This is a genomic window from Edaphobacter paludis (assembly GCF_039993895.1).
Taxonomy (GTDB): Bacteria; Acidobacteriota; Terriglobia; order Terriglobales; family Acidobacteriaceae; genus Edaphobacter; species Edaphobacter paludis.
The window spans coordinates 1,014,773-1,038,453 of the sequence record NZ_CP121194.1 but is presented as its reverse complement, the minus strand read 5'-3'; the positions used below and the strand labels follow the sequence as shown (position 1 = coordinate 1,038,453).

Here is a 23,681-nt window from a genome sequence, read left to right as displayed (position 1 = left end):
CTAACTCGATACCCCTGAAAGGCTGACATCTTGAGCAACGAACTCGATCCCGCAAAGAAAAATTCCATCGCCCTGACCGAAGGCCCGTCCCGCGCCGCCGCGCGCTCCTACCTGCGAGGCGTAGGCTTCAGCAAGGAAGACCTGCACAAGCCCATCATCGGCATCGCCAATACGTGGACCGAGATCGGCCCCTGCAACTTCCATCTTCGCAAGATCGCCGAGGCCGTCAAGCAGGGCATCCGCGAGGCCGGCGGCACGCCGATGGAGTTCAACACCATCACCATCTCCGACGGTATCACCATGGGCACCGAAGGCATGAAGGCCTCGCTCATCTCCCGCGAGGTCATCGCCGACTCGATCGAACTCGTCGCGCGCGGCAACAGCTTCGACGGCCTCGTCTGCATCGCAGGCTGCGACAAGAACATGCCCGCCGCCATCATGGCGCTCGCGCGGCTGGACATCCCCGGCCTCATGCTCTACGGCGGCTCCATCGCCCCCGGCCACCTCAAGCAACCCGACGGCACGAGCAAGGACATCACCATCCTCAACGTCTTTGAAGGCATGGGCAGCCACGCAGCCGGCAAGATCACCGACGACGAGCTAGAAGCCCTCGAAGCCGCGGCCTGTCCCGGCGCCGGGGCCTGCGGCGGCCAGTTCACCGCCAACACCATGGCAATGGCTGGCGAGTTCCTCGGCATCTCGCCCATCGAGATCACCGGCGTTCCCGCCCTGTCGCCGGAGAAGCACGAGGCATCGCGTGAAGCTGGCCGTCTGGTCATGGACCTTGCACGCAAGGGCATCACACCCCGCCAGATCATGAGCCGCAAGTCCATCGAGAACGCCATCGCCGCCGTCTGTGCGTCGGGCGGATCGACCAACGCTGTGCTGCACCTGATCGCCATCGCTCACGAGCTGAACATTCCTCTCTCGATGGAGGACTTCGACAAGATCAGCGAGCACACTCCGTTCATCTGCGATCTCTCGCCGGGCGGAAAATACAACGCGAAGGACTATCAGGAGGCAGGTGGATCGCGCCTGCTGGCCAAGCGGCTGATGGAGCGCGGACAGTTGCACAACACCATCACGGTCACCGGCAAGACGCTGCATGAAGAGGCCAAGGCTGCGCACGAGACGCCGGGCCAGGTTGTGATTCATAACTGGGACAAGCCGCTGAAGCCGACCGGAGGCCTGGTCATCCTCAAGGGCAATCTTGCTCCTGAAGGCTGCGTCATCAAGGTGGCTGGACACGAGCGGCTCTTTCATCAGGGTCCGGCGCGTGTCTTCGACTCCGAAGATGACTGCTTTGCCGCGGTTGAGTCGGGCAAGATCAATCCTTCCGATGTTCTCGTCATTCGCTACGAAGGGCCACGCGGAGGGCCGGGAATGCGCGAGATGCTGGCGGTTACGGCTGCGGTCAAAGGCATTCCCGAGCTTTCGGAGACGGTCGCACTGCTTACCGACGGACGCTTCAGCGGTGCTACACGCGGCCTGATGGCGGGACACGTTGCGCCTGAGGCTCAGCTCGGCGGACCGATTGCGGCAGTTCACGAAGGCGACACCATCACCTTCGATATTCCGAACCGCGAACTGCGGCTTGAAGTTCCAGCGGAGGAGATTGCTGCTCGTCTCAAAGCTGTCAAAGCTCCGGTGCCACACTTCAACAGCGGAGTCTTCGCCAAATATGCCAACACCGTAAGCAGCGCATCGAAAGGCGCTGTCACGACCTAGCACTTTGTTATGGGCACGGCTGAGACCGTGCCCGTAACAAAGCTGAAATTTAGCAATCTTTTATTGGGATCGTTTCACAGGGCAACAAAACTTATGGAGGGCAACATGGCAGACAAAAATCAGCACCCGCAACTTACCGGAGCCGAGATCGTTTGGGCCACGCTGGCTGGCGAAGGCGTAGATAAAGTCTTCGGCTATCCCGGCGGAGCGATTCTTCCCGTCTACGATGCCCTGCGTAAGTTTCCCAGCATTCACCATGTGCTCGTGCGCCATGAGCAGGGAGCGTCGCACATGGCCGACGGCTACGCCCGCGCCTCGGGCAAGACCGGCGTCTGCATCGCCACCAGCGGGCCCGGTGCGACCAATCTCGTCACCGGCATCGCCACGGCCATGCTAGACAGCATTCCCATGGTGGCCATCACGGGACAAGTCTCCTCGAAGGTGCTTGGCTCCGACGCGTTTCAGGAAGTGGACATCACCGCCATCACCATGCCCATCACGAAGCACAACTGGCTGGTGACGCGCGCCGAAGATATCGCGCCCACGATCCGCGCCGCGTTCCAGATCGCGCAGTCGGGCCGCCCCGGTCCGGTACTGGTCGATATCACCAAGGACGCGCAGCAGGCCACGGCCACCTTCGACTTCGAAGCTGCCGCGCCAGCACCGCATCGTCCTCATCCGATGCTCCGCGCCGAAAGCTCGTCGATCAAGCAGGCCATCGAACTGATTCAATCGGCCAAGCGTCCAGTCATTCTCGCAGGTCACGGAATCACGCAGTCGGGAGCCGAGGCCGAGGTGCTCGCCTTTGCCGAGCGCCAGCAGATTCCGGTGGCCAGCACGCTGCTTGGCCTTGGATCGTTTCCGACGCACCACCCCCTGTCGCTGGGCATGATGGGCATGCACGGCGAGTCGTGGGTGAACAACGCGATTCAGCAGGCCGACCTGCTGCTCGCCTTCGGCATGCGCTTCGACGACCGTGTTACCGGCAACCTCGCCAGCTACGCCCCCAACGCGAAGAAGATCCATATCGAGATCGACCCCAGCGAGATTAACAAGAACGTCAAGGTAGACGTGGCGCTGATCGGCGATCTTCGCCAGACGCTTGGGCTGTTGCTGCCGCTGATGCCGAAGAAGTCCGATGCAAGCTGGATCAAGGCCGTCAACGCCATGAAGGGCGACGCTTCTGTGCGCGACATCATCAACCTGCCCGACAATGGCCATTTGTACGCCGCGCATGTCATCAACGATATCTGGCGCGAGGCGCAGGCCGCTGGTCGCACCGACCAGACCATCATCGTGACCGACGTAGGTCAGCACCAGATGTGGGAGGCGCAGTATTACAAGCACGATTCTCCGCGCACGCTGGTCACCAGCGGCGGCCTGGGCACGATGGGATTTGCGTTGCCCGCAGCAATCGGCGCCAAGGTAGCCTGCCCTGAGAAAGACGTCTGGGTAATCGCTGGTGATGGCGGCTTCCAGATGACGGCCTCTGAACTTTCGACCATCGCGCAGGAGGGGTTGGCCATCAACATTGCGGTGATCAACAATGGCTTCCTCGGCATGGTGCGGCAGTGGCAGGAGGCCTTCTACGAGAAGAACTACGCCGCCAGCCCCATCCTATCGCCCGACTTCGTTGCGCTGGCCGCAGCACATGGGATTGCAGGTGCAACGGTGAGCCAGCGCAAGGATGTAATCCCCACAGTTACAAAAGCTCGAACCGGCGGTAAGGCATTTTTGATTAATTTTCAGGTCGAGAAAGAGGATGGGGTTTATCCGATGATCGCGCCGGGCGCTGCTCTGCATGAGATGGTTCGCAGGCCGACAAAGGATCCACTGCTTGAGACTGCGGAGGATGAGTAGCTAGATCAAAATTATGTCCGTCAACAGGGCAGAACTCGGCTGGGCCTCTCTTATTGGAATAGCTTCTGTAACGATCCTTGCAGCGATAGCTTCAATAGAGCGATTCAGCAGCATCGCCATGGTTTTGTTGCCAGGCGCACTTCTCGCGGCGCTGTTTTTCCCGCAAGGTATAGAGTCGGCTCACGGTATTGCATTTCTCGTTTTTGCCACAATTTTCGACTGCGTGTTGTTTGCTTTATTTGCCCTACTTGTTTTCCGAATGCGATCCAAGAAATCGCTGCCCCACTAAAAGGCATTCATGTGCATATCCCAGGTCAAGTAAACACTAAATCCGGCAAACCTATCCGAGCAGCCGCGCTCCTGCTCCTACTCGCGCTGGCACCGGCCTTCGCAAAGACACAAACGCACAGTGTCAAAATCAAAATTATCAACGCAAAGACGAACCGCCCCGTCACAGACGAGCAGCTCAACGTGGCCCTCAGAGTGGACCAGATCGGATCAGTCGCCATGCCCACCGACAAAAACGGCATTATCGACGTGAAGACCGGAAACGCGACCATCATCCGTATCCTTTCGAACATGTATGCGGACTGCCGTTCGCGTGGCGAGCTTTACACCAACTACTCCATCGCCGAAATTCACAGCAATGGAATCACCACCGGCAACCGTTGCAGCGACGCCCGGCCAAAGGCCAAACCAGGCGAACTCATCCTGTTCGAGATTCCCAAAACCTATATTCCGACTTATCCCAAACCGCCCGCTAACTCCTTGCCCCACTCAGATCAGAACCCGAACTGAAAGGTCTCCATGCTCCACACCTTTGTAGCCCTCGTTGAAGATAAACCCGGCGTGCTGACCCGCGTCGCCTCGCTGTTTCGCCGCCTCAACATCAACATTGTCTCGTTGACGGTCGGAGAGTCGGAGCGCACCGACACCTCGCGCATGACCATCGTCTGCGAGGCGCCGGAGCACGCCGCCGACCGAATTCGTGCCAGCCTCTACAAGCTGGAGATCACCGTCGATGTCGACGAGGTGGGCCGTAGCGAGGCCGTTATTCGCGAGCTTTGCCTCATCAAGGTCTCCGCAGGCCCACGCGAGCCCAATGGACTCTCGTCCCGTTCACAGATCTTCGAGTTGGCCACGGTCTTCCGCGCCCGCGTCGTCGACCTCGCTCCAGAGTCCATCATGCTGGAGATGACCGGCAGTTCGTCGAAGATCGAAGGCTTGCTTCAGGTATTACGCGAGAGCGGCTACACCATCCTCGAGGTCTCGCGCACCGGCCGCATGGCTATGCGGCGCGGCCACCACACCAGCCGCGTGCTCAAGGCGCTGGGCACGCCGAACGGCAATGGCGAAGCCGATATTCCCCTTGTGCCGACGAGCGATATCATCCCCAACGAATTTGACGAGCACTAAAACTTCCCGATTACCGAATAAATCCACCCAATTCGTAGTCGTCAACTGATTCACTGAGCTACCATTAACCTAAAGGAACGAACACAATCATGGCTAAGGCATACCACGACGCAGACGCAGACCTCTCTCTTATCCAGGCGAAGAAAGTCGCCATCATCGGCTATGGCTCGCAAGGCCACGCCCATGCACTCAACCTCAAGGACTCTGGCGTCGATGTGCGCGTCGGTCTCCGCGCCGATAGCCCCAACGTCGAGCGCGCCCGCAAGGCGGGCCTCCAGGTCGGCACCGTCGCCGAAGTTTCGAAGTGGGCCGACGTCATCATGAACCTCACGCCCGACCAGACCGCGGCCAAGGTCTACCACGCCGACATCGAGCCAAACCTTGCCCCCGGCAAGACGCTGATGTTCGCGCACGGCTTCAACATCCGCTTCCGCACCATCACTCCCCCCGCTGGTGTTGACGTGTCCCTCGTCGCTCCCAAGGCTCCCGGCCATCGCGTCCGCGAGGTCTTCACCGAAGGCGGCGGCGTGCCCGCCCTGGTAGCTGTCGAGCAGGATGCGAGCGGCAACGCGCTCGCGCTGGCTCTGAGCTATGCCAAGGGCATCGGCTGCACCCGCGCCGGAGTGCTCGAGACCACCTTCACCGAAGAGACCGAGACTGACCTCTTCGGCGAACAGGCCGTTCTCTGCGGCGGCACCTCCGCGCTGGTCAAGGCTGGCTTTGAGACGCTGGTCGAGGCTGGTTATCAGCCGGAGCTTGCCTACTTTGAAGTGCTGCATGAGTTGAAGCTCATTGTCGACCTGATGTATCGTGGCGGCCTTGAATACATGCGTCACTCTATTTCGGACACCGCAGAGTGGGGCGACTACGTTGCCGGACCACGCATCGTCACTCCTGAGGTCAAGAAGGCGATGAAGGGTCTACTCAACGACATTCAGGACGGCAGCTTCGCCAAGAAGTTCATCGAAGAGAACGAGACCGGCCGTCACGAGTTTGCCCGCATCCGCAAGCAGGAAGCCGCACACCAGATCGAGAAGGTCGGCGCGGAACTTCGTAAGTCCATGCCGTTCCTCGACCCCGTCGTCGTCAAAGACGGAGCCGTAGTTAAGGCCTGACCGCCGTTCGCAATTACACGAAAGGCGGAGCTGACTGCTCCGCCTTTCGTCTTTACATTTCAATAAGGGAACCCGCACATAAAGACTCGCGTACTTTACAGCATCGACTTACCATAACAATAGAACTGGAGTCCCGCCCTATGGAAACCGCGACCCTCCAAGCCGAGCCATACCTGGTTCCCATCACACCTGCAACTCCCACGCCGCTGCCTCAGATCCTCGATGCGATGCGCACCATCGGTCCTCTCGCGGGGCTCTCGGACGTAGAATACACGTGGCTTGCCACGCACGGCTCCGAGCGCATCAGCGACAGCGATGCTCTCGTCTTCCGTGAGGGCGAGCCAACCTCACACCTCGTCTTCATCCTGCGCGGGGAGATCCACGTGCGCCGGCGGCACTCCGGCCCTATGGCCCTCTTCATCGGCCGCGCCGGCCAGATGACTGGCAAGCTGCCCTTCTCGCGCATGAAGAACTACGGCGGAGACGGCTACACCATCGGACCTACCTGGGTTCTCGACATCCACGAGTCCCTATTTCCCGAGATGCTCGCCGCCATCCCCTCCATGGCACAGCGCTGTGTCTCCGTGCTGCTCGACCGCGTGCGTGAAGTGACACGCATGGAGCAGCAGGCCGAGAAACTCGCCGCGCTGGGCAAACTTGCGGCCAATCTCTCGCACGAGCTTAATAATCCTGCGTCGGCGGCGCAGCGTTCGGCAGCGAGCCTCTTCGGCGAGCTGCGCAAGTACGGCGACCAGAAGTATCTTATGGGATCGCTCTGTCTTACCCCCGAGCAGTCCAAGGGCTATAAAGATTGGGTCATCCGCACCCGCGCCAGCATGGCCGCCTACTCCCCTGAGACCGTTGCGCCGCAGAACCCGCTGGCCTCCTCCGATCGGGAGGAGCAGATCACCAAATGGCTCGCCGCTCACAACGTTCCCGATCCCTGGACGATTGCACCTTCGCTCTCCGAGACGCGCCTTACCCTCGAACACCTCGACGATCTCGCGCGCCACGCTCCGGCGGAGCTTGTCCCGGTCACCATCAGTACCTTCGCCAGCTCCCTGCGCGTCGAGCGCATGACCGAGGCCATTGTCGACTCAACGGTGCGCATCTTCGACCTCATCAGCGCCATCAAGGACTACTCCTATATGGACCAGGCGCCCATTCAGGACATCGACCTTGCGCAGTCCCTTGAGACCACCCTGGCGATGTTCGCCTCGCGGCTGCAGGGCATCACCGTCGAGCGCGACTTCGACCCTGCGCTGCCACCCATAAGCGCCTACGGCAGCGAGCTCAGCCAGGTCTGGACCGCACTCATCGAAAACGCGATCGAGGCTATGCGATCGAGCGGCGAGCCCGGCGTCCTTCGACTCCGTACCTGCCTCACCGGAACCATGGCCAGCGTCGAAGTCTGGAACAATGGCCCGGAGATCAATCCGGCCATCAAGTCCCGGATCTTCGAGCCTTTCTTTACCACGAAAGCCCCCGGCCACGGGCTTGGCCTCGGGCTCGATACTGCCCAGCGCATCGTCAGCCGCCATTCCGGCTTCCTGACCGTCGAATCCAACCCCGGAGCCACATGCTTCCAGGTCCGCCTTCCGCTCGACCAGGCACAAGCTTATTAGTTAAAGCAAAAAGGGGAGAAGCCGGAGCCTCTCCCCTCGCATGATCTCCCAAATTACTTCGTAACTTCCACGCCTCGCCAGAATGCAATGTGGTGCTTCACATTTCGCGCTGCAGGCTTCGGATCGGGGTAGTACCACGCCGCATCCTGATTCTCCTGGTCATCCACGAGGATCGTGTAGTAGCGCGCTTGTCCCTTCCACGGACAACTGGAGGTCGTCGAACTGGGCCTCAAAAACTCTCGTTTGACGGTCTCTTCGGGGAAGTAAATGTTCCCCTCAACTGTCTCGTACGTCTCGCTCTCGGCCAGCGTCTGGCCATTCCATACTGCCTTCGCCATTGTTCGCTACCTTATTCTTTTCAAGAAGTTACAGCTCATAGCCGCAGTTACGGCTTATGAGCGAGGGCCTGAACCCTGAAAGCTACCAAACTATTTGTAACAGAAGCGATGCCGAAAAGGAAAGCGCAGCAAAGATAGACTGTGCGGGATGCGGCTAAACCCAGCCGCTAGGCTGGCGAAGAAGCTGGGCCAAACCTTTTCAAGAAGACGTCATATAAGGTTTTGGCCGCCGGATACTTTTCTATCAACGCCGCCGTCTGCCCCATGAACGGATTGCCCGACTGCTTCTCCGTTTCGGCGTGGAAGTGGTGAAACTTGGCATAGAGCAGGATGCCTTCTCCGTTAGAATCCAGAAAGAGGTCGGCGTCCAGCGCGCCGCGCAATACCAGCGAAGCCGTCATCTCCCAGTAGCTCAGGACCTGTCGCCAGGCAGCGTTGAGCTCCGAATTTACATCCCTCGACACCGCTCGTAACTCTTCCAGAGTCTTTGGCTGGAAGTCGAAGACCATAAATTGTCTTGCCTTCCTCAAAGTCTCTTCCCGCCGAAGCTCATAAAGCCGCAACACCAATTCCGCATCCGCCGCAGTCGCCATTCATTCTCCATCGCTATTCATTTTTGCAACTATGCAACACTCTCAATCACAGGACGGGTCTTCTCGGGGTCCGGCTTCTCCGCAACCGGAGTTGGAGCAGGGCCGCCAATCTTCTTCTCATAGCTGCACTCCGGGGTAGTGGATTCCTCTTCCGGAGCGCCCTTTTTCTTTCGTCTCTTCGGCAGCGCCTCGCGATTGTTTGGGCACACCAGATACGTACCCTTGTCGTTCGCAACCTCCAGAAGATAGGGGCTATCTCCCTTGGGGCAAGCCTGATTTACCAGCTTCAGATTCGAAGCAAAGTCACACTTCGGGTATTTCACGCAACCGTAAAACGTATCTCCCCGCTTGGTCTTGCGGACGGCAATGTCGCCACCGCACTTCGGGCACGGCACATCGAGCAGCTCCTGTTTGATGTACTTGCACTTCGGATATCCGCTGCAACTGATGAATTCGCCATACTGCCCATTCCGCAACAAAAGCGGCTTGCCGCACTTCGGGCACATCTCTTCCAACTGGACAGGCGGCTTCTGCTGCACCTTCTGCGTCAGTTTGCGAATCGTCTTGCAAGGCGGGTCCTCGTTGTATCCGGGGCAAGCCATGAACGGCCCCCACGGCCCATTGCGCAGCACCATCACTCGACCGCAGTTGTCGCAGAACTCTTCTTCGGGAACATCGTCCGCCCCCGGCGCGCTGAGGTCCGGCTTGGCGGCGAAGTTTTCCTTGGTAAAGTCGCAGCTCACTGGCTCGACGGTTATCTTCTTGCCCTGCTCCGCCGCCGCATTGATCGAAGCTGCCAACTCTTTCGCGTCGTCAACCTCTTTCGAATACTCGATCACATCTTCCGTGGTCGCCTTCACGATCATGGGAAACTCGAATGCAGCCATCACCTTCTTCGTGACTGCCTTCGCGTCCTTCTTCCACGGGCCCAGCGCCACGGTCATCGGCTTCACCTTGGTGAAGTTGCTGCACGAGAAGAAGCTGCCAAACTTACCCCACTTCAGAATCAGCGGGCTGTCGCATTTATCGCAGACTTCGGTGGTCGCCTGCTCCATCCGCTTGACGTCTTCCATCTGCGTACTGGCGACCTTCAGCTCCTTCTCGAAGTGGTCGTAGAAGCCAGTCAGCAGATCGGTCCACCGCTCCTCGCCTTCTTCCACTGCATCCAGTTCACCTTCGAGCGTCGCTGTGTACTGCGTGTCGAAGATGTAAGGAAAGTTCTTCACCAGCAACCCGGTAACGACCGTGCCAATCTCCGTCGGCACAAACTTCGCGCCAATCTTCTTCACATAGTCGCGGTCCTGAATTGTATTAATGATGGACGCGTAGGTCGAAGGACGCCCAATGCCGCGTTCTTCCAGAACCTTGACCAGCGAAGCCTCGTTATAGCGCGGCGGAGGCTCGGTAAACTTCTGCTCCGAATCGACCTTCTGCTTCGTCAATGCCTGCCCATCGTTCAACGCTGGCAGCTTGGTGTCGAGTCCCTCGTCTTCGTCTTTCTTCTCCGCGACCTGCTCATAGACCTTGAGGAAGCCATCGAACTTCATCACCGATCCCGACACGCGGAAGTCGTAGGTCTTGTCTGCCTTCGCAGCGATATCGACGGTCGTCTGATCGAACACCGCCGGCACCATCTGTGAAGCGACGAAGCGCTGCCAGATCAGCTTGTAGAGCTTGTACTGCTCCTCACTCAGGTTCTTGCGAATCGCCTCCGGAGTAAACGCAACGTTCGTTGGCCGAATCGCCTCGTGCGCGTCCTGCGCATCCTTCTTGCTCTTGTACTCGTTCGGCTTTGCAGGCAGATACTGCGCGCCAAGATTCTTCTGAACGTACTCACGAGCTTCGACAATCGCATCCGGAGAGACGCGGGTCGAATCGGTACGCATGTACGTAATCAGACCGACCGTACCTTCCTTACCGATCTCAACGCCTTCATACAAACGCTGGGCCACACCCATCGTTCGCCGAACATTGAAGCCCAGTCGGCTCGAAGCGTCCTGCTGCAACTTGCTGGTAGTAAATGGAGCTGTGGGATTCCGCTTGCGCTCCTTGCGCTCGACCGAACGCACGGACCAACTGGCCTTCTCAAGCTGGGCAACGACATCATCGATGCGCTGCTTCGTCGGCAACGAACTGGCGATGAACAATTCTTTCCCAGTCTCATCCGTGCCGTTCGCAACCCGCGCCGCAACGCCATCTATCCCGACAAAGCGCGCGATAAACTCCTGTCCGTCCGGGCTCGGCTTCAGCGTTGCATGGATCGTCCAGTACTCGACCGGCTCAAAGTTGTTAATCTCCAGTTCGCGCTCCACGATCAACCGCAGAGCCACCGTCTGCACCCGTCCCGCGCTCAGTCCGCGGCGCACCTTGTCCCACAGCAATGGCGAAACCTGATATCCCACTAATCGATCGAGTACGCGCCGTGTCTGTTGCGCGTCCACCAGGTTCTCATCAACATCGCGGGCATGGGCAAACGCAGCCTTCACGGCCTTTTGCGTGATCTCGTTGAAAGTGACGCGCCTGATCTTCGTCCTGTCCTTCATCACCGGTAGAAGCTGCATCGATAGATGCGCGGCAATTGCCTCGCCCTCGCGGTCCGGGTCGGGAGCAAGGTAGACCATGTCCGACTTCGCCGCCAGCTTCTTCAGCCGCTCTACAACCTTTTCCTTGCCCGGAGACACAATCAGCGTCGGTTCAAACGTCCGATTCTTCAGCTCAACGCCAATGTCGTTCTTCGGCAGGTCCATGATGTGGCCAATCGAGGCCTCCACCACGTAGTCGCTGCCCAGATATTTATTGATCGTCTTCGCCTTCGCCGGCGATTCGACGATCACAAGTGATTTAGCCATTCGTTCCCTTCGTCCACCAAAAAGCACTACCCTAACAAAACGTTCCGTGATGCAGGATTCCAATGCGAACCTAACACGAGTTGCCAGAAATATGCGAACCCGGCGGTTCTGCAAAACTTAAAATTCGAGCAGAAGCTATCCCGATAGACTGTTCCTTTTCAATAACGTATGCCTCGCCTACCAGCACGGAAGCCTGTCTAGAATGTTCATCGCTAGAACGAGCGCACATAATTCTTGCCCGGCAACTGCCTCACCCGGCCGGCAAGCTCCAGCTCAAACAGCGCCGTAAAGATTTCAGCAGATCCCAACTCCGCCTCCAGGCCCTCGATCAAGTCATCCAGTTGCATCGACTCATCATGCCTCAGCTTGTCCAGAACCGTCTGCTCATGCTGCGGCAGTGGCTTGTTGCTAAATAAAGATGCGCTCTCCGCGAGTTTCGATTCATCCTCCCCTGACGCACCTATTTCATCCTCCAGCTGCCGCCGTATCTGCGAAGGCAGGTCCTCCCACACGTCTTCCCACGTCGCCGTGAGCTTGGCGCCCTGCTTAATCAGCGTGTTAGGCCCCCAGGCATTCTTGTTGGTCACGTTCCCCGGCACGGCGTAGACATCGCGATTCTGTTCCATCGCACACCGCGCCGTGATGCGCGTCCCGCTGTACTCGGCTGCCTCGATAACAAGTACTCCGATGCTCATGCCGCTCAAAATCCGGTTCCGAATCGGGAAGTTCTGTGGAGCGGGAAACGTCCCCAGAGGATACTCGCTTACGATCGTTCCACCCGACGCCACGATATTTTCCGCGAGCTTCTTATTCTCCTTCGGGTAAATCACGTCGATCCCTGTTCCCCAGACCGCAACCGTTTTGCCGCCTGCCTCGATCGCCCCTTTGTGCGCCGCCGTGTCCACCCCGCGAGCCATTCCGCTCAGAATCACCAGCCGACGGTTAGCCAGGTCACGCGACAACATCTCCGCCATCCCCGCACCATAGGGCGAAGGATGCCGCGTCCCCACCACGGCGATCCCCGGTCGCGCCAGTAGATCCACATTCCCGCGAATCCACAACACAGACGGCGGGTCGTAGATCTCCCGCAGTCGCTCCGGATAGGCTTCATCCGCCTGAGTCAAAATACTTCCACCCGCCTCGGCCACACGCTGCATCTCGTTCTCAGCGGCTTCCCTCGCTTTGCCGTCGAAGATAAACTGCGCCGACTGCGCCGGCATCCCCGTCGCTTCCAACTCCGTCAGCGAAATCTCAAACAGTCGCTCAGCCGCCCCCAACGCCTTTACTGCTCTTGCAATCCGCGTCGGCCCCAATCCCGGCGTCAAGGTCAACGCCATCCACGCCAGCCTTGCTTGCTCCTGTGATATTTCCTTCACTGCACTCTGCTGCGACAAGCCCATCCAATCCTCCGAGCCCTCAAGCCTTGAAACACATTGTCAACGATCAGTCATCGCGGCGCTAAATAATATCCGGCCCAACCTGCTCATCCGTCCCCAGTCCTATCTCCAGACGGCAAATCAAAGCAATTCTGCGACCGTCATGAATCCTACCCTACGGCCGGTGCTGCGAATGACTTAATTCCTCATCGCACTTTTTACACTCCATCAACCGCCCGATCCGCTCGGCTCTCGTCTCCTCGTGCAACACCCACTCCCGCAGCATCCACGGCGGATCGTGCCGCACGTGCTGCCCATGCCCACACTCAAGCTTCGCTGCCCAGTGGCCCTCTTCATCCTGATAGAACCCAACAATCGCACGCTGCATCGAAAGCCTCCCGCCCACATCTATTAAGCTAGTGTTGCTGCCTCGATCAACTCAGTTTGCCTAAATCATCCCATCCCGTCCGCGTAGCCGCCATCAACTTTCTCAATCCAGCCCCTCTCATGTGGGACTTCGAGCATCCGCCTCTCGCGGCAAAGCTCGCCGAGCGCTATAGCCTTCATTACACCAAGCCCGCCCTCTGCGCCGACGAACTCCTCAGCGGCCGCGCCGACCTTGGCCTCATCCCCATCGCTTCTCTTACGCCCGATCTCGCGATCGTCCCCGGATGCACCATCGCCTCGCTCGACCGCGTCCGCTCCATCCAGCTAATAGTCAAACAAACCTGCTCCCTCGAAGCTGTTCGCACCATCGCGGCCGACACCGCCTCGCGCAGTTCGCTCGCTTATACCGAGATCCTCTTCCGCAAGTTTCTCGGCACAAACCCCGCCTTCCTCCAACATCCCGCCGACCCGATTGCCATGCTCCAGCAGACAGATGCCGCCCTGCTCATCGGCGATCCGGCGCTGCTGGCACTCGAATCCCGCAATCAAATCGAGCAGGTCGTCGGCCCCTGCCTCTGGATTGACCTCGCCCACGAGTGGCACATCCGCACCGGCCTCCCTTGGGTCGCAGCCGTCTGGGCCGTCCGGCCTGAAGCCTTGAGCGTGAGCCACATTACCGCCGCCCAACTCACGGAAGACCTCACCGCCTCACGTGATCATGGACTGGTCCACACAGACGACCTCGTCCAACAATGGGCCCCTCGTCTCCCCATTCCAGCCGAGACCATTCGCCACTATCTCACCCAAAATATCCACTACACCCTCACACCTGACTGCATCCGCTCCCTGGAGATCTTCCGCCGCTACGCCACCGAGATCGACGCTCTTCCGCCGCTGCCCGCGCTCCGCTTTCTATAGCGCCACCCTCACTTGCCCCCGATATCCCACTGAGACTTCCAGACTTCTGTTAGCGTCATAGTGACGATGAAGTCCATTGCCGGCACTGGAGTAACCACCGCAGCCGCAACAGAACCGGCGAAGCACCCGCTCGCCTTCCTTCTCGCCGCCGCCCCTCAGCATCATTCCAGCAAGTTCCTCCACCTACTTGCCGGCTTCGGCATCTTCGGCATCTTTCTCGTCTCGATCGTCGACTCGTCTTTCGTGCCGCTTCCCGTCCCCGGCGTCACCGACATCATGCTCGTCGTCTTCGCCGCTCAGAAATCCAACTGGATATTGCTGGTTCTACTTGCCACTGCGGGCTCCGCGATAGGCGGTTACCTGAGCTATCAGGTCGGACATGCTGGCGGAATGCAGTTTCTCGAAAGACACGTCCCTGCACGCATCTTCAAGAGGATCAGTGGCTGGATGGAAAAGCACGCCATTCTCGCCATCGCTCTCCCTGCTATCCTGCCGCCACCCATGCCGCTCTCGCCCTTTGTTCTGGCCGCGGGCGCGCTCAAGATGTCGAAGAAGAAGTTCCTTATCATCTTCACCGTGAGCCGTGCGGCACGCCACGCATTCGCCGTATGGCTCGGCATCGCGTACGGCAGGCACGTCCTCCATCTCTGGAGCCGCTTCTCCGCCAAATGGGCCACGACTATCCTCATCGTTCTATGGACGGGCATCCTTATCGGTTGCGCCGTCGCCCTTTGGAAGCTCTATAAAACATCCAAAACGGTCGGCGCGCACTCAGCCCAGCTCGCCGACCAACCCAACACGACCAACTGAGTCGGCTGTGGCCACGCTCATATCTCCCACTGCAACAGCGTGGACCCCACTGTAAACCCGGCGCCGACACTTGCCAGCAGCACGAGATCGCCTTTCTTCAACCGTCCGTCCTCAAGAGCTGTCTGCATAGCCATGGGAATCGTGGCCGCCGTCGTGTTCCCATACCGGTCGATATTGATGACGACGCACTCTTCCGGCATTCCCAGCCGCTCTGCCGTCGACAGAATGATCCGCTTATTCGCCTGGTGAGGGATGAAGCAGCTCAGGTCCTTGCCGGTAACGCCATTCCTCGTCAACACAGTCTCGGCCGCCTCCGCCATCTTTCTCACAGCAAACTTGTACACCGCTTGACCATCCTGATGCACATAATGCATCTTCGCAGCCACCGTCTCAGCCGTCGACGGATGCAGGCTGCCGCCGCCGGGCATATTCAACGCCGACGCGCCCGAACCATCGATCTCATGCCAGTAGTCGATGAGTCCCACTTCACCCTTCTCGCAGGGCTCCAGCAGAACCGCCCCGGCTCCATCGCCGAAGATCACGCATGTAGCCCGGTCCGTGTAGTCGATGATCGAGCTCATCACATCCGCTCCAATCACCATTACCTTCTTGTGCATTCCGCTCTCGACCAGCTTCGCGCCCACCTGCAGCGCATAAGGAAAGCCCGAGCAGGCCGCCGAAAGATCGAATCCCCACGCGCCTTTCGCGCCTAGTTTGTCCTGCACCAGGCACGCCGTCGCCGGAAATAACATGTCTGGAGTCACGGTGGCCACGATAATCACTTCAAGTTCGGTGGCCTCGATGCCCCGTGCCGCCAGGCATCGCTTCGCTGCTTCGACCGCAAGATCGCTGGTTCCAACTCCCTTATCCACAATGTGCCGCTCACGAATTCCCGTGCGCTCCACAATCCACTGGTCGTTCGTCTCTACCATCTTTTCGAGATCGGCATTGGTCAACAACCGTGGCGGAACATAAGCACCCACCGAACTAATCTTCGCTCTCACATGCACCTGCGGTTTCAACGTCAAACTCAATTCATCACCTCGTCCATCACTCAATCAGAATACAAAACTATTACAGATCAACCACTATTCGTTGTGACGTATTCCAGTCGACCAACGGACGCAACTCTCCCTCAATATGGATTTTTCAGATTTTCAAAGGGAAAAGAAGAGAGAAAGTGTACCGGGCGACCTACTGCGCCCATACTAGCCCGTTACCGTTGCTTCCTTCCGGACCTGGCGGGGTTGGCGGGATTACGTCGCGTAGGACCCGGCACAGCACTATCCTAACATTGCCGGGCCGTATGCCAAAACTCGCCTGTCGCAGCGTACTCCACACAGAAAATTGCCATCAAGCCGCTTCGCCGCATACGCTTGTCCTTCATGCGATTTGTCCTGCCACTTCTACTCGCACTCTCGCTTTGCGGCCATGCACAAGATGTCCACGTCCGCGTCTCCCACGACGTCAAGACCGGCATCGAAGGCACAACCGAGTTCCCCACCATCCAGATGGCGATGGACCATCACCCCTTCGCCGGCCCCGGCAAAGACGGACGACCTGCCCGCGTCTACATCGAGATCGCCCCGGGCACTTATCACGAGCGCGTCATCGTCACGCAGAACCACTCCAACATCACCTTCATCGGCATGGGCAAGTCACCTGAAGACGTGATCATCACCAACTCCCTCAACGCCAAACAAGCCGGTGGCACCTTCTTCACCGAAACCATCGAGATCAACGGCCCCGGATTCGAAGCCGACAACATCACCTTCGAGAACACCGCAGGCAACACCGGCCAGGCCGTCGCCGTAGCTAACCGCAGCGACCGCTCTATCTTCAAGCACTGCCGTTTCCTCGGCCATCAGGACACGCTCTTCGCCGATTACGGTAGCCAGTACTACGTCGATTCCTACATCGAAGGCGGCGTCGATTTCATCTTCGGCAACGCCACCGCCGTCTTCGACCACACCGAACTTCACGCAAACGGCCCCGGCTTCCTCACTGCGCAGTCCCGCACCTCAGCCGATCAGACCACCGGCTACGTCATCCTGAACAGCAAAGTCACCAGCGGACTCGATCCCTCGATTCAAGGCGGCATTGGCCTTGGCCGTCCGTGGCGTCCCTACTCGCGCGTCGTCTACATCAAAACCGAACTGCCCAGCGACATCAATCCTGCAGGCTGGAACAACTGGGGCAAAACATCCAACGAGCAAACCGCCTTCTACGCCGAATCCAACAGCACCGGGCCCGGCGCCAACCCGGCGGCCCGCGTTCCCTGGTCGCATCAACTCACCTCTGCCCAAACCAAACAGTTCCTGCCCGCAAATTTCCTGAGCGGCAAAGACCGTTGGAATCCAGAAGCTGACGCGAAGAAACTCCCTTAAAATTCGACACAAGATGTCTCTGCAGTTCCATGAACTAACGTCCGGGAACAACGAACATCTCCCCGAACGCGGCATCCTAAAGAGACAAAGAATGCCGACCACTACCAATCTCACGACGCCAGCGCACCCCGGCTACCTCGCCGATATCTACACCTTCGACTGGAAGCAGTTCTCCTTCCGAATCCCACTCATCGGCATCATTCCTATCGGCCTCTGCCTCTTCATAGGAGTCGCCGTCGGGCATCCCTCCGCCGGCCTCATCGCCGGAGGTGGCGCCTTCACCATTGGCTTTGGCGTCAACCAACGCATCGCCGACTCCCGCCTTTGGCCCATGATCGCCGCCACCGGCGCAGTATTCCTCTCGACGATGATCGGTATGCTGGTCGGACATCGCGGCTTCACTCTCGTCCTCGCCGCGGTAATCTGGGGATTCATCTACGGCATTCTCACCGCACGCGCCGCGGGAATCAGTTGGGTCGGGCAGCAATCCGCCATCACCCTCTTCGTAGCGTCAGCCTTCCCAGCTAACTTTCACGCAACGCTTCTCCGCGCGCTGCTCATCGGCGGCGGGGGAGCACTGCAAATCCTCATCACCAGCCTTTGCCTTCGCCTCCTTCCCGAACTCGCCGCCAACCTGCGCGCCATACGCCAAACCAGCAGCGAAGAGCTGAATCATCTGCTCAACAGCAACTTCGCCCGTTATCGTATGCTCGTGCGTCTTCGCGCCATGCCCGAAGACCTTCTACGCATTCCAACTTTTCCGTTTGCCCTTCGCATGGCCCTTACCGTAGGCATCGCCGCAGAAGTCTATCGACGCCTAGGCATTCAGAGCGGCTACTGGATACCTATGACTGCGCTCCTCGTTCAAAAGCCCGCATTCTCGGAGACCTTCTCTCGCGCCTTCCTCCGCGTCGGCGGAACCCTTGCCGGGGCCGTCATCTCAACCATTTTTCTCGTGCACATTCACCCAAACCCCTTCTATCTCGCAGGGTTGGCAACCTTCTTTGCGCTCTGGTCCTACGCCACCAACACCGTCAACTATGGTCTCTACACGCTCTTCCTCACCTCTTACATCGTCTTCCTGCTCTCCCTGAACGCACTTCCCGGCCCCGTCATCGCCCATCGCCGCGCCCTCTGCACCACCGCCGGGGGACTCATCGCCCTCGTTATTCACCTCGACGCAATCCGGCGTCGACGCAATCGCCCGAGCACCGCTCCTTTGCAGGAATAGATCCGCATCGCCGACAAATAGGGTCTCCTCCCCCTTTGAACAATTCTCCCGCCTCGGAAACGACACTTCCCATCTCAATGAACGCGCCAGAAGTTGCAATATTTTGCACTCTGAATACAAGTGGGATTCGGGAAATCCTGAACCCTAACGGGCAAAAAACGAACATCTGGATGTGATTTGCTAAGCATTTTAGGTGTGCACTTTATTGCACCTACCTGAGCAAACTATTTCATGAAAATAAATCCGACACCATCTGCATCTATTAGCAGAGATTCACTTAGGAGACTTCCACCGTGCGCAACATTCTTTCTTCCCTCGTCGTTATGGCCGCTCTTGCAGTAGCACCTTCCGTCCTTCACGCAACCCCGATCACCGGTCAATTTTCCATCACGGGCGCCTCCGTTACAGATAACGGAACCTCCCTAAGTTTTGTGCCCGACTCGATTGCCGTAGGCGCGGCAAACACGCTCAATGGATCGTTCGCCACCCTACTCTCCTCCAACGAAGCCGGCACCATCACCCAGAACATTGACTACAGCCCCTATACTGCCGGCAGCGGCGTCATCACGCTGACGAACACGAACGGAACGATTGTCAACTACACCCTCGACACGCTCACGGCACAGGTTGTTGGTGGCTTCACGCTTTTCACCGGCAATGGCATGCTCTCCACCAATGCGGCCGGTTATGACAACACCGACGGTACCTTGCTGTTCTCGACACAGGGCAACGGAACTGTGACGTTCTCGGCTACGACCAATGCGGCCGCCCCCTCCGCAGTTCCTGAGCCGTCCACCCTCGCGCTGCTCGGCACCGGCCTGGTCGGCCTCGCCGGCCTCGTCAAGCGTCGCTTGGCATAATCTTTCCATCGCACTCAAGATGTCGGGCATAGGGAAAAAGACCTCATCCGTCCCCTATGCCCGACATCTTTAATTCTCTCTGTAACCACCCGAGAGCCGGAATTCCGCAGTAAGCCAGCCAGAAATCCCAAGAAAATCGCTATAATGGAAGTCAGTGACTCCCCCCGCCATTCTCGAAGAGCTGACTTCGTCAGCCCCTGACCAATCCTCGGCCAAGCCCCGCCCCAAAATCGGCTTCGTCTCCCTCGGCTGCCCTAAAAACCTGGTCGACTCTGAAGTCATGATGGGCATGCTCCATCATGCTGGCGGTGAGCTCACCCCGCAAGCCGAAGACGCAGAAATCCTTGTCGTCAATACCTGCAGCTTCATCGACTCCGCCAAGCAGGAGTCCGTCAACACCATCCTCGAGATGGTGCAGCACAAGAAGGCCAACGGCGGCCGCGCCCAGCGCCTCATCGTCGCAGGTTGTCTCGTCGAGCGTTACCGTGACGAGATCCAAAAAAATATTCCCGAAGTAGACGCGGTCGTGGGCACAGGCGAACTCGAAGCCATCCTAGCCGCCGCAGGTCTTTCTCCCACGGGCCACGCCAACAACTCTCCCTTCCAAATCCTCACGCAGGCACAGATCGACCGCGCTCCCAGCGCCGTAAACCAGCACAGCCGCCCCGAAGAATCCTCTCCGCAGCTCCAGATCGAGCAGGGCCACCTCGCCAGCCGCCCCGAGGGCGACCTACGCGAGCAGCAGGGCCGCTTCTCACGCGCCGCCTGGGACGGCGCCACCGCCGCTCTCCCCGAGTACCTCTACAGCGACACCACGCCGCGCATCCTCACCACACCCCGCGCCAGCGCCTACATCAAGATCGCCGAAGGCTGCGATCACCCCTGTGGTTTCTGCATCATCCCGCAGCTTCGCGGCAAGTTTCGCTCGCGCCGTATGTCCTCGATCATCACCGAGGCGGACGCCCTGATAGCTCAGGGCGTCCGCGAGATCACCCTCATCGGCCAGGACACCACCTGCTACGGCGAAGACCTCGGCATCAAGGATGGCCTTGCCCAGCTCCTTGAAGCCCTTGCCGTGCTTCCCGGCCTGCGTTGGTTGCGCTTCCTCTACGCCTACCCCAACAAGGTCACCACGCGCCTGCTGGAGACCATTGCCCGCCACGACAACATCGCCAAGTACCTAGACGTGCCCCTCCAACACGCCAGCCCCTCCGTGCTCAAGCGCATGAAGCGCGGCGGAACCCCTGAAGTCTTCCTCAAACTCATCGAGAAGGCCCGCAGCATCGTTCCCGGCATCGTCCTCCGTACCAGCTTCATCGTCGGCTTCCCCGGCGAGACCGAAGAGGACTACAATCAACTCGAAGCCTTCATCACCACCGCCCGGATCGACTGGCTCGGCGTCTTCACCTACTCCGACGAAGAGGGCGCGGCCGCCTTCGAGCTAGCCTCCGAGCTGAAGGTCCCCAAACGCACCATCGAAGCGCGCCGCCGCAAGCTGATGAAGCTCCAGCAAAAGATCAGCGCGAAGTCCAAGTCCCAATGGATAGGCCGCGAGATCGACCTGCTGGTCGAAGGACCCAGCGAAGAGACCGACCTCCTCTGGGAAGGCCGGACTCCGCTGCACGCCCCCGAGATCGACGGCAAGGTCTTCATCAACGACTTCGGCCCCCACGAAGCCCTCGTCCCCGGCACCTTCTACCGCGCCGAAATCACCGAGTCCCACGACTACGACGTAGTCGCTCGCATCCTCGACTAAAATTTCCAGCATTCATCTGCCCTGCCTGGACTAGAATGACGTCCATCAGAAGAGCTGTTCTCCTTACGGGTTACTTTGCACCTTCGAGCACGACGCAGCGGCTGGGAGGGATATGCCCGACGAAGTCGTCAAAGCCATGCCGATGAAGTTATGCGTGCCGTTGCGCAAGGTTTTTGTCCTGTGTTGTGTGGGGCTGTCCTCTTGCGGATACGCGGCAGCTCAACAGGAAGCAAAACCTCCCAGCTCCCCCTACAACATCGAAGTAACCGTCAAGAAACTGTTAGTGCCGGTTGTGGTTCGCGACAAGCAGGGCCACTCGGTGGGTGATTTAAAAAGAGAAGACTTTCAGGTCTTTGATAATGGCAAGCCCCATCCTCTCTCCGCATTCATGGTTGAAGAGCGCGTGGGAGCAGAAAGCCGCCCCGCCAGCAACTCCGAAAACGGCACCCTCTCCCCCACCCCTTCGCAATCATCGACCGTGTACCCGCGCTTCATCGTCTTCCTCTTCGACGATCTGCACCTGAGCGCCGAAGACATTGTGCGCGCAAAAAGGGCTGGCGCCACGTTACTCTCGGGGTCGTTGGTCGACTCGGATATCGCTGCCGTGGTCTCTCTCTCCGGACAAATCAACAGCGGCTTGACCCGTGATCGAGCGAAGCTGCAGGACGCGATCACGAGCCTGAAACCACAGATTCTCTATCGGTCCAGCAACTCCGATTGCCCAAACATCGACTACTACCAGGCCGACCTGATGGAGAACAAGCATAACGACGTGGCAATCCAGGACGCGATAGCGCAGGTGTTCAGTTGCGACCCCGGCCTGGATCCTCAGCGCGACCTTCCCATCGCCGAGAGGCTGGCCGAATCCGCAGCCAGGCGAATTCTTTCGATTGGACATCAGGATGTTCAAACATCCTTCGCTACGATCCGAGAGATTGTGCGCAGGATGGCCACTTTGCCAGGACAAAGCACCCTGATTCTGGTATCGCCCGGCTTCCTTACCGTTGAACCAGACGCGCTTGCTGCGGAATCACGGGTTATCGACTTCGCCGCACAGTCCAATGTAACGATCAGCGCTCTGGATGCGCGCGGCTTGTACACAACATCCTTGACCGCCAGCGAGGATGTCCAGGGGATTCCCCTGGTGTCAAAGGCGGAATTCCACGCAAGCTCCATGAGGGCGGTCGAGAACGTGATGGCTGAGCTCGCCGACGGCACCGGCGGTACTTTCTTTCACAACAACAACGATCTTGGCGCGGGATTCAGGAGCCTCACAGAGACACCAGAGTACGTATATCTTCTCGAGCTGCCACTCGACAACATCAAGCCCAATGGCGCCTACCACCGCTTGAAGGTGAAAGTGGATCGCAACGGTGTGCAGGTACAGGCACGCAGTGGCTACATCTTGCCCAAGCCCGCGAAAACCAAGAAATAGCTTTCAGCTTCTACCGTTCAGAGATCATCGAGTCCCACAGTTACGATGTCGTATCCTTTTCCCCCGGCACATAGCTGTCATCCTCCGCCATCGGCGAAGGATGACAATACTGAGAAAGTCCAATCAGGCTTTTCCGCTAATACAGCAGCACAGCCACCCTATAAGTCGTGAATCCCTGCCCCGACTGCGCACTCGGGCAAGCACCCACCGCAGCCGAGTGATAGGTCCCCTGCGCTATCCGCTGCACCAGAACGTCCGGGAGTTGGCTGGGATTCGATCCTTCCCAATGCACGACAAGCATTGCACCCGGCGATGTATTGCTCTGGCTTTCGCAGTTCGACCGTGCCTCCTCTGTCGACTTCACAGACTGCATCCCCATCTTCTGCAACGCCGCCACCACCTGACCCGCTACCTCATCCTGCCTCGGCGCCGGTACATCGTGCGCAAAATCCTCTACCGCGTACAACAGTCCTCCGCTCTCGATCACGCCGATGCCGACAACATTCATGTTCGGATTTAGAAGATTTGTCCGGTGTGACTGGGTGATCGTCCAAATATGATGAAGCTGCGCCGGGTTCTGTCCCTGCCCCGCGAGATTCTCAGCGATTGCGCCGAAGTGGGCACCCTGCTGAGCCGCCCGCGTAATCATATCCGGTTCGCCCGGATACTGGTGCTCCATGTCGCCCGCCGCCACAACCATGCGCTTGGCGTGCAGCCTCGCCGCCCGTGCCAACGCGCTATCCCACGCCAGCGGAGCCACTCCATGCTCTGCTCGAAACTGGTTGGCCATCTGCAACAGTGCCTTCTCCGCAGGCGATGCATCCACCTGCGCCATCCCCGTAGACACCGCCATCAGCCCACCAAGTAAAACGACCACAAATCTTCGGATCACACTCACGTCGCCCTCCACATGAAGAACCAGTATCACCCAACCCTTCGCAACCGTCTGCCCGAAGGAGAGCCCACTTTATTTAATCTCCTACAAAAAGTGCCATGA

General features: G+C 58.9%; 21 protein-coding genes and 1 other RNA gene. 14 read left to right on the top strand and 8 right to left on the bottom strand.

The features are described from left to right. Window positions 1-30 precede the first annotated feature (30 nt). From ilvD to P4G45_RS04150, 7 genes are all read left to right on the top strand, one after another. Window positions 31-1,728: a dihydroxy-acid dehydratase gene (gene ilvD, locus P4G45_RS04180; RefSeq protein WP_348268419.1), complete on the top strand. Its 1,698-nt coding sequence runs from the start codon at window positions 31-33 to the stop codon at window positions 1,726-1,728. 105 nt (window positions 1,729-1,833) lie between these two features. Beyond that, entirely contained in the window at window positions 1,834-3,588 is a 1,755-nt protein-coding gene (ilvB, locus tag P4G45_RS04175) for a biosynthetic-type acetolactate synthase large subunit (protein ID WP_348268418.1), read from the top strand. 13 nt (window positions 3,589-3,601) lie between these two features. After that, window positions 3,602-3,877, top strand: coding sequence for a hypothetical protein (locus tag P4G45_RS04170; protein WP_348268417.1), 276 nt, complete (start codon window positions 3,602-3,604; stop codon window positions 3,875-3,877). Between the two features lie 11 nt (window positions 3,878-3,888). After that, window positions 3,889-4,386 (top strand): hypothetical protein, encoded by a 498-nt coding sequence (locus P4G45_RS04165; RefSeq protein ID WP_348268416.1) that lies wholly within the window; start codon window positions 3,889-3,891, stop codon window positions 4,384-4,386. 9 nt (window positions 4,387-4,395) lie between these two features. After that, window positions 4,396-5,004: an acetolactate synthase small subunit gene (ilvN, locus tag P4G45_RS04160; protein ID WP_348268415.1), complete on the top strand. Its 609-nt coding sequence runs from the start codon at window positions 4,396-4,398 to the stop codon at window positions 5,002-5,004. Window positions 5,005-5,090: 86 nt separating this feature from the next. Then, window positions 5,091-6,119 (top strand): ketol-acid reductoisomerase, encoded by a 1,029-nt coding sequence (gene ilvC / locus P4G45_RS04155; RefSeq protein WP_348269213.1) that lies wholly within the window; start codon window positions 5,091-5,093, stop codon window positions 6,117-6,119. A 140-nt stretch (window positions 6,120-6,259) separates the two neighbouring features. Further along, window positions 6,260-7,744, top strand: a complete 1,485-nt coding sequence (locus P4G45_RS04150) for an ATP-binding protein (protein ID WP_348268414.1) — start codon at window positions 6,260-6,262, stop codon at window positions 7,742-7,744. A gap of 53 nt (window positions 7,745-7,797) precedes the next feature. Here the strand turns inward: P4G45_RS04150 and P4G45_RS04145 are convergent, their stop codons facing one another. From P4G45_RS04145 to P4G45_RS04125, 5 genes are all read right to left on the bottom strand, one after another. Continuing rightward, the gene (locus P4G45_RS04145; protein ID WP_348268413.1) at window positions 7,798-8,082 is read right to left on the bottom strand and encodes a DUF427 domain-containing protein; all 285 of its coding nucleotides are present in this window, start codon (window positions 8,080-8,082) and stop codon (window positions 7,798-7,800) included. A gap of 167 nt (window positions 8,083-8,249) precedes the next feature. Next, the gene (locus P4G45_RS04140; RefSeq protein ID WP_348268412.1) at window positions 8,250-8,675 is read right to left on the bottom strand and encodes a hypothetical protein; all 426 of its coding nucleotides are present in this window, start codon (window positions 8,673-8,675) and stop codon (window positions 8,250-8,252) included. A 29-nt stretch (window positions 8,676-8,704) separates the two neighbouring features. Beyond that, window positions 8,705-11,524 (bottom strand): type I DNA topoisomerase, encoded by a 2,820-nt coding sequence (topA, locus tag P4G45_RS04135; RefSeq protein WP_348268411.1) that lies wholly within the window; start codon window positions 11,522-11,524, stop codon window positions 8,705-8,707. A 212-nt stretch (window positions 11,525-11,736) separates the two neighbouring features. After that, complete coding sequence (gene dprA / locus P4G45_RS04130; RefSeq protein WP_348268410.1) at window positions 11,737-12,924, bottom strand: DNA-processing protein DprA; 1,188 nt, start codon at window positions 12,922-12,924, stop codon at window positions 11,737-11,739. Between the two features lie 151 nt (window positions 12,925-13,075). Continuing rightward, window positions 13,076-13,288: a DUF3565 domain-containing protein gene (locus tag P4G45_RS04125; protein ID WP_348268409.1), complete on the bottom strand. Its 213-nt coding sequence runs from the start codon at window positions 13,286-13,288 to the stop codon at window positions 13,076-13,078. Window positions 13,289-13,344: 56 nt separating this feature from the next. On the opposite strand from P4G45_RS04125, the gene P4G45_RS04120 reads away from it, so the two are divergent. Next, window positions 13,345-14,205, top strand: coding sequence for a menaquinone biosynthesis protein (locus tag P4G45_RS04120; RefSeq protein WP_348268408.1), 861 nt, complete (start codon window positions 13,345-13,347; stop codon window positions 14,203-14,205). Between the two features lie 66 nt (window positions 14,206-14,271). Continuing rightward, complete coding sequence (locus tag P4G45_RS04115; RefSeq protein WP_348268407.1) at window positions 14,272-15,015, top strand: VTT domain-containing protein; 744 nt, start codon at window positions 14,272-14,274, stop codon at window positions 15,013-15,015. 17 nt (window positions 15,016-15,032) lie between these two features. Here the strand turns inward: P4G45_RS04115 and P4G45_RS04110 are convergent, their stop codons facing one another. Together P4G45_RS04110 and ffs are read right to left on the bottom strand one after the other, a co-directional pair. Further along, the gene (locus P4G45_RS04110) at window positions 15,033-16,049 is read right to left on the bottom strand and encodes a beta-ketoacyl-ACP synthase III (protein ID WP_348268406.1); all 1,017 of its coding nucleotides are present in this window, start codon (window positions 16,047-16,049) and stop codon (window positions 15,033-15,035) included. A gap of 146 nt (window positions 16,050-16,195) precedes the next feature. After that, an RNA gene (gene ffs / locus P4G45_RS04105) (signal recognition particle sRNA small type) lies at window positions 16,196-16,293 on the bottom strand. A gap of 107 nt (window positions 16,294-16,400) precedes the next feature. Here ffs and P4G45_RS04100 point away from each other — a divergent pair. The 5 genes from P4G45_RS04100 (at window position 16,401) to P4G45_RS04080 (ending at window position 22,684) form a co-directional block, all read left to right on the top strand. After that, complete coding sequence (locus tag P4G45_RS04100) at window positions 16,401-17,402, top strand: pectinesterase family protein (RefSeq protein WP_348268405.1); 1,002 nt, start codon at window positions 16,401-16,403, stop codon at window positions 17,400-17,402. 91 nt (window positions 17,403-17,493) lie between these two features. After that, complete coding sequence (locus P4G45_RS04095; protein WP_348268404.1) at window positions 17,494-18,633, top strand: FUSC family protein; 1,140 nt, start codon at window positions 17,494-17,496, stop codon at window positions 18,631-18,633. A 293-nt stretch (window positions 18,634-18,926) separates the two neighbouring features. Beyond that, window positions 18,927-19,493 (top strand): PEP-CTERM sorting domain-containing protein, encoded by a 567-nt coding sequence (locus P4G45_RS04090; RefSeq protein ID WP_348268403.1) that lies wholly within the window; start codon window positions 18,927-18,929, stop codon window positions 19,491-19,493. A 181-nt stretch (window positions 19,494-19,674) separates the two neighbouring features. After that, on the top strand, window positions 19,675-21,249 hold the full coding sequence (gene rimO, locus P4G45_RS04085; RefSeq protein WP_373694178.1) for a 30S ribosomal protein S12 methylthiotransferase RimO: 1,575 nt from the start codon (window positions 19,675-19,677) through the stop codon (window positions 21,247-21,249). A 112-nt stretch (window positions 21,250-21,361) separates the two neighbouring features. Continuing rightward, window positions 21,362-22,684 carry a VWA domain-containing protein gene (locus tag P4G45_RS04080; protein WP_348268402.1) on the top strand — a complete coding sequence of 441 codons (1,323 nt, stop codon included), beginning with the start codon at window positions 21,362-21,364 and terminating at the stop codon, window positions 22,682-22,684. 136 nt (window positions 22,685-22,820) lie between these two features. Here the strand turns inward: P4G45_RS04080 and P4G45_RS04075 are convergent, their stop codons facing one another. Next, window positions 22,821-23,612, bottom strand: a complete 792-nt coding sequence (locus P4G45_RS04075) for a CAP domain-containing protein (protein WP_348268401.1) — start codon at window positions 23,610-23,612, stop codon at window positions 22,821-22,823. Window positions 23,613-23,681: the final 69 nt, after the last annotated feature.

Coding starts and splice junctions, on each gene's coding strand:
- P4G45_RS04125 (WP_348268409.1), bottom strand. CDS start 13,288: ATGCAGCGTGCGATTGTTGGGTTCTATCAGGATGAAGAGGGCCACTGG.
- P4G45_RS04080 (WP_348268402.1), top strand. CDS start 21,362: ATGCCCGACGAAGTCGTCAAAGCCATGCCGATGAAGTTATGCGTGCCG.
- ilvN (WP_348268415.1), top strand. CDS start 4,396: ATGCTCCACACCTTTGTAGCCCTCGTTGAAGATAAACCCGGCGTGCTG.
- P4G45_RS04115 (WP_348268407.1), top strand. CDS start 14,272: ATGAAGTCCATTGCCGGCACTGGAGTAACCACCGCAGCCGCAACAGAA.
- ilvB (WP_348268418.1), top strand. CDS start 1,834: ATGGCAGACAAAAATCAGCACCCGCAACTTACCGGAGCCGAGATCGTT.
- P4G45_RS04100 (WP_348268405.1), top strand. CDS start 16,401: ATGCGATTTGTCCTGCCACTTCTACTCGCACTCTCGCTTTGCGGCCAT.
- P4G45_RS04145 (WP_348268413.1), bottom strand. CDS start 8,082: ATGGCGAAGGCAGTATGGAATGGCCAGACGCTGGCCGAGAGCGAGACG.
- topA (WP_348268411.1), bottom strand. CDS start 11,524: ATGGCTAAATCACTTGTGATCGTCGAATCGCCGGCGAAGGCGAAGACG.
- P4G45_RS04095 (WP_348268404.1), top strand. CDS start 17,494: ATGCCGACCACTACCAATCTCACGACGCCAGCGCACCCCGGCTACCTC.
- P4G45_RS04140 (WP_348268412.1), bottom strand. CDS start 8,675: ATGGCGACTGCGGCGGATGCGGAATTGGTGTTGCGGCTTTATGAGCTT.
- P4G45_RS04150 (WP_348268414.1), top strand. CDS start 6,260: ATGGAAACCGCGACCCTCCAAGCCGAGCCATACCTGGTTCCCATCACA.
- dprA (WP_348268410.1), bottom strand. CDS start 12,924: ATGGGCTTGTCGCAGCAGAGTGCAGTGAAGGAAATATCACAGGAGCAA.
- P4G45_RS04170 (WP_348268417.1), top strand. CDS start 3,602: ATGTCCGTCAACAGGGCAGAACTCGGCTGGGCCTCTCTTATTGGAATA.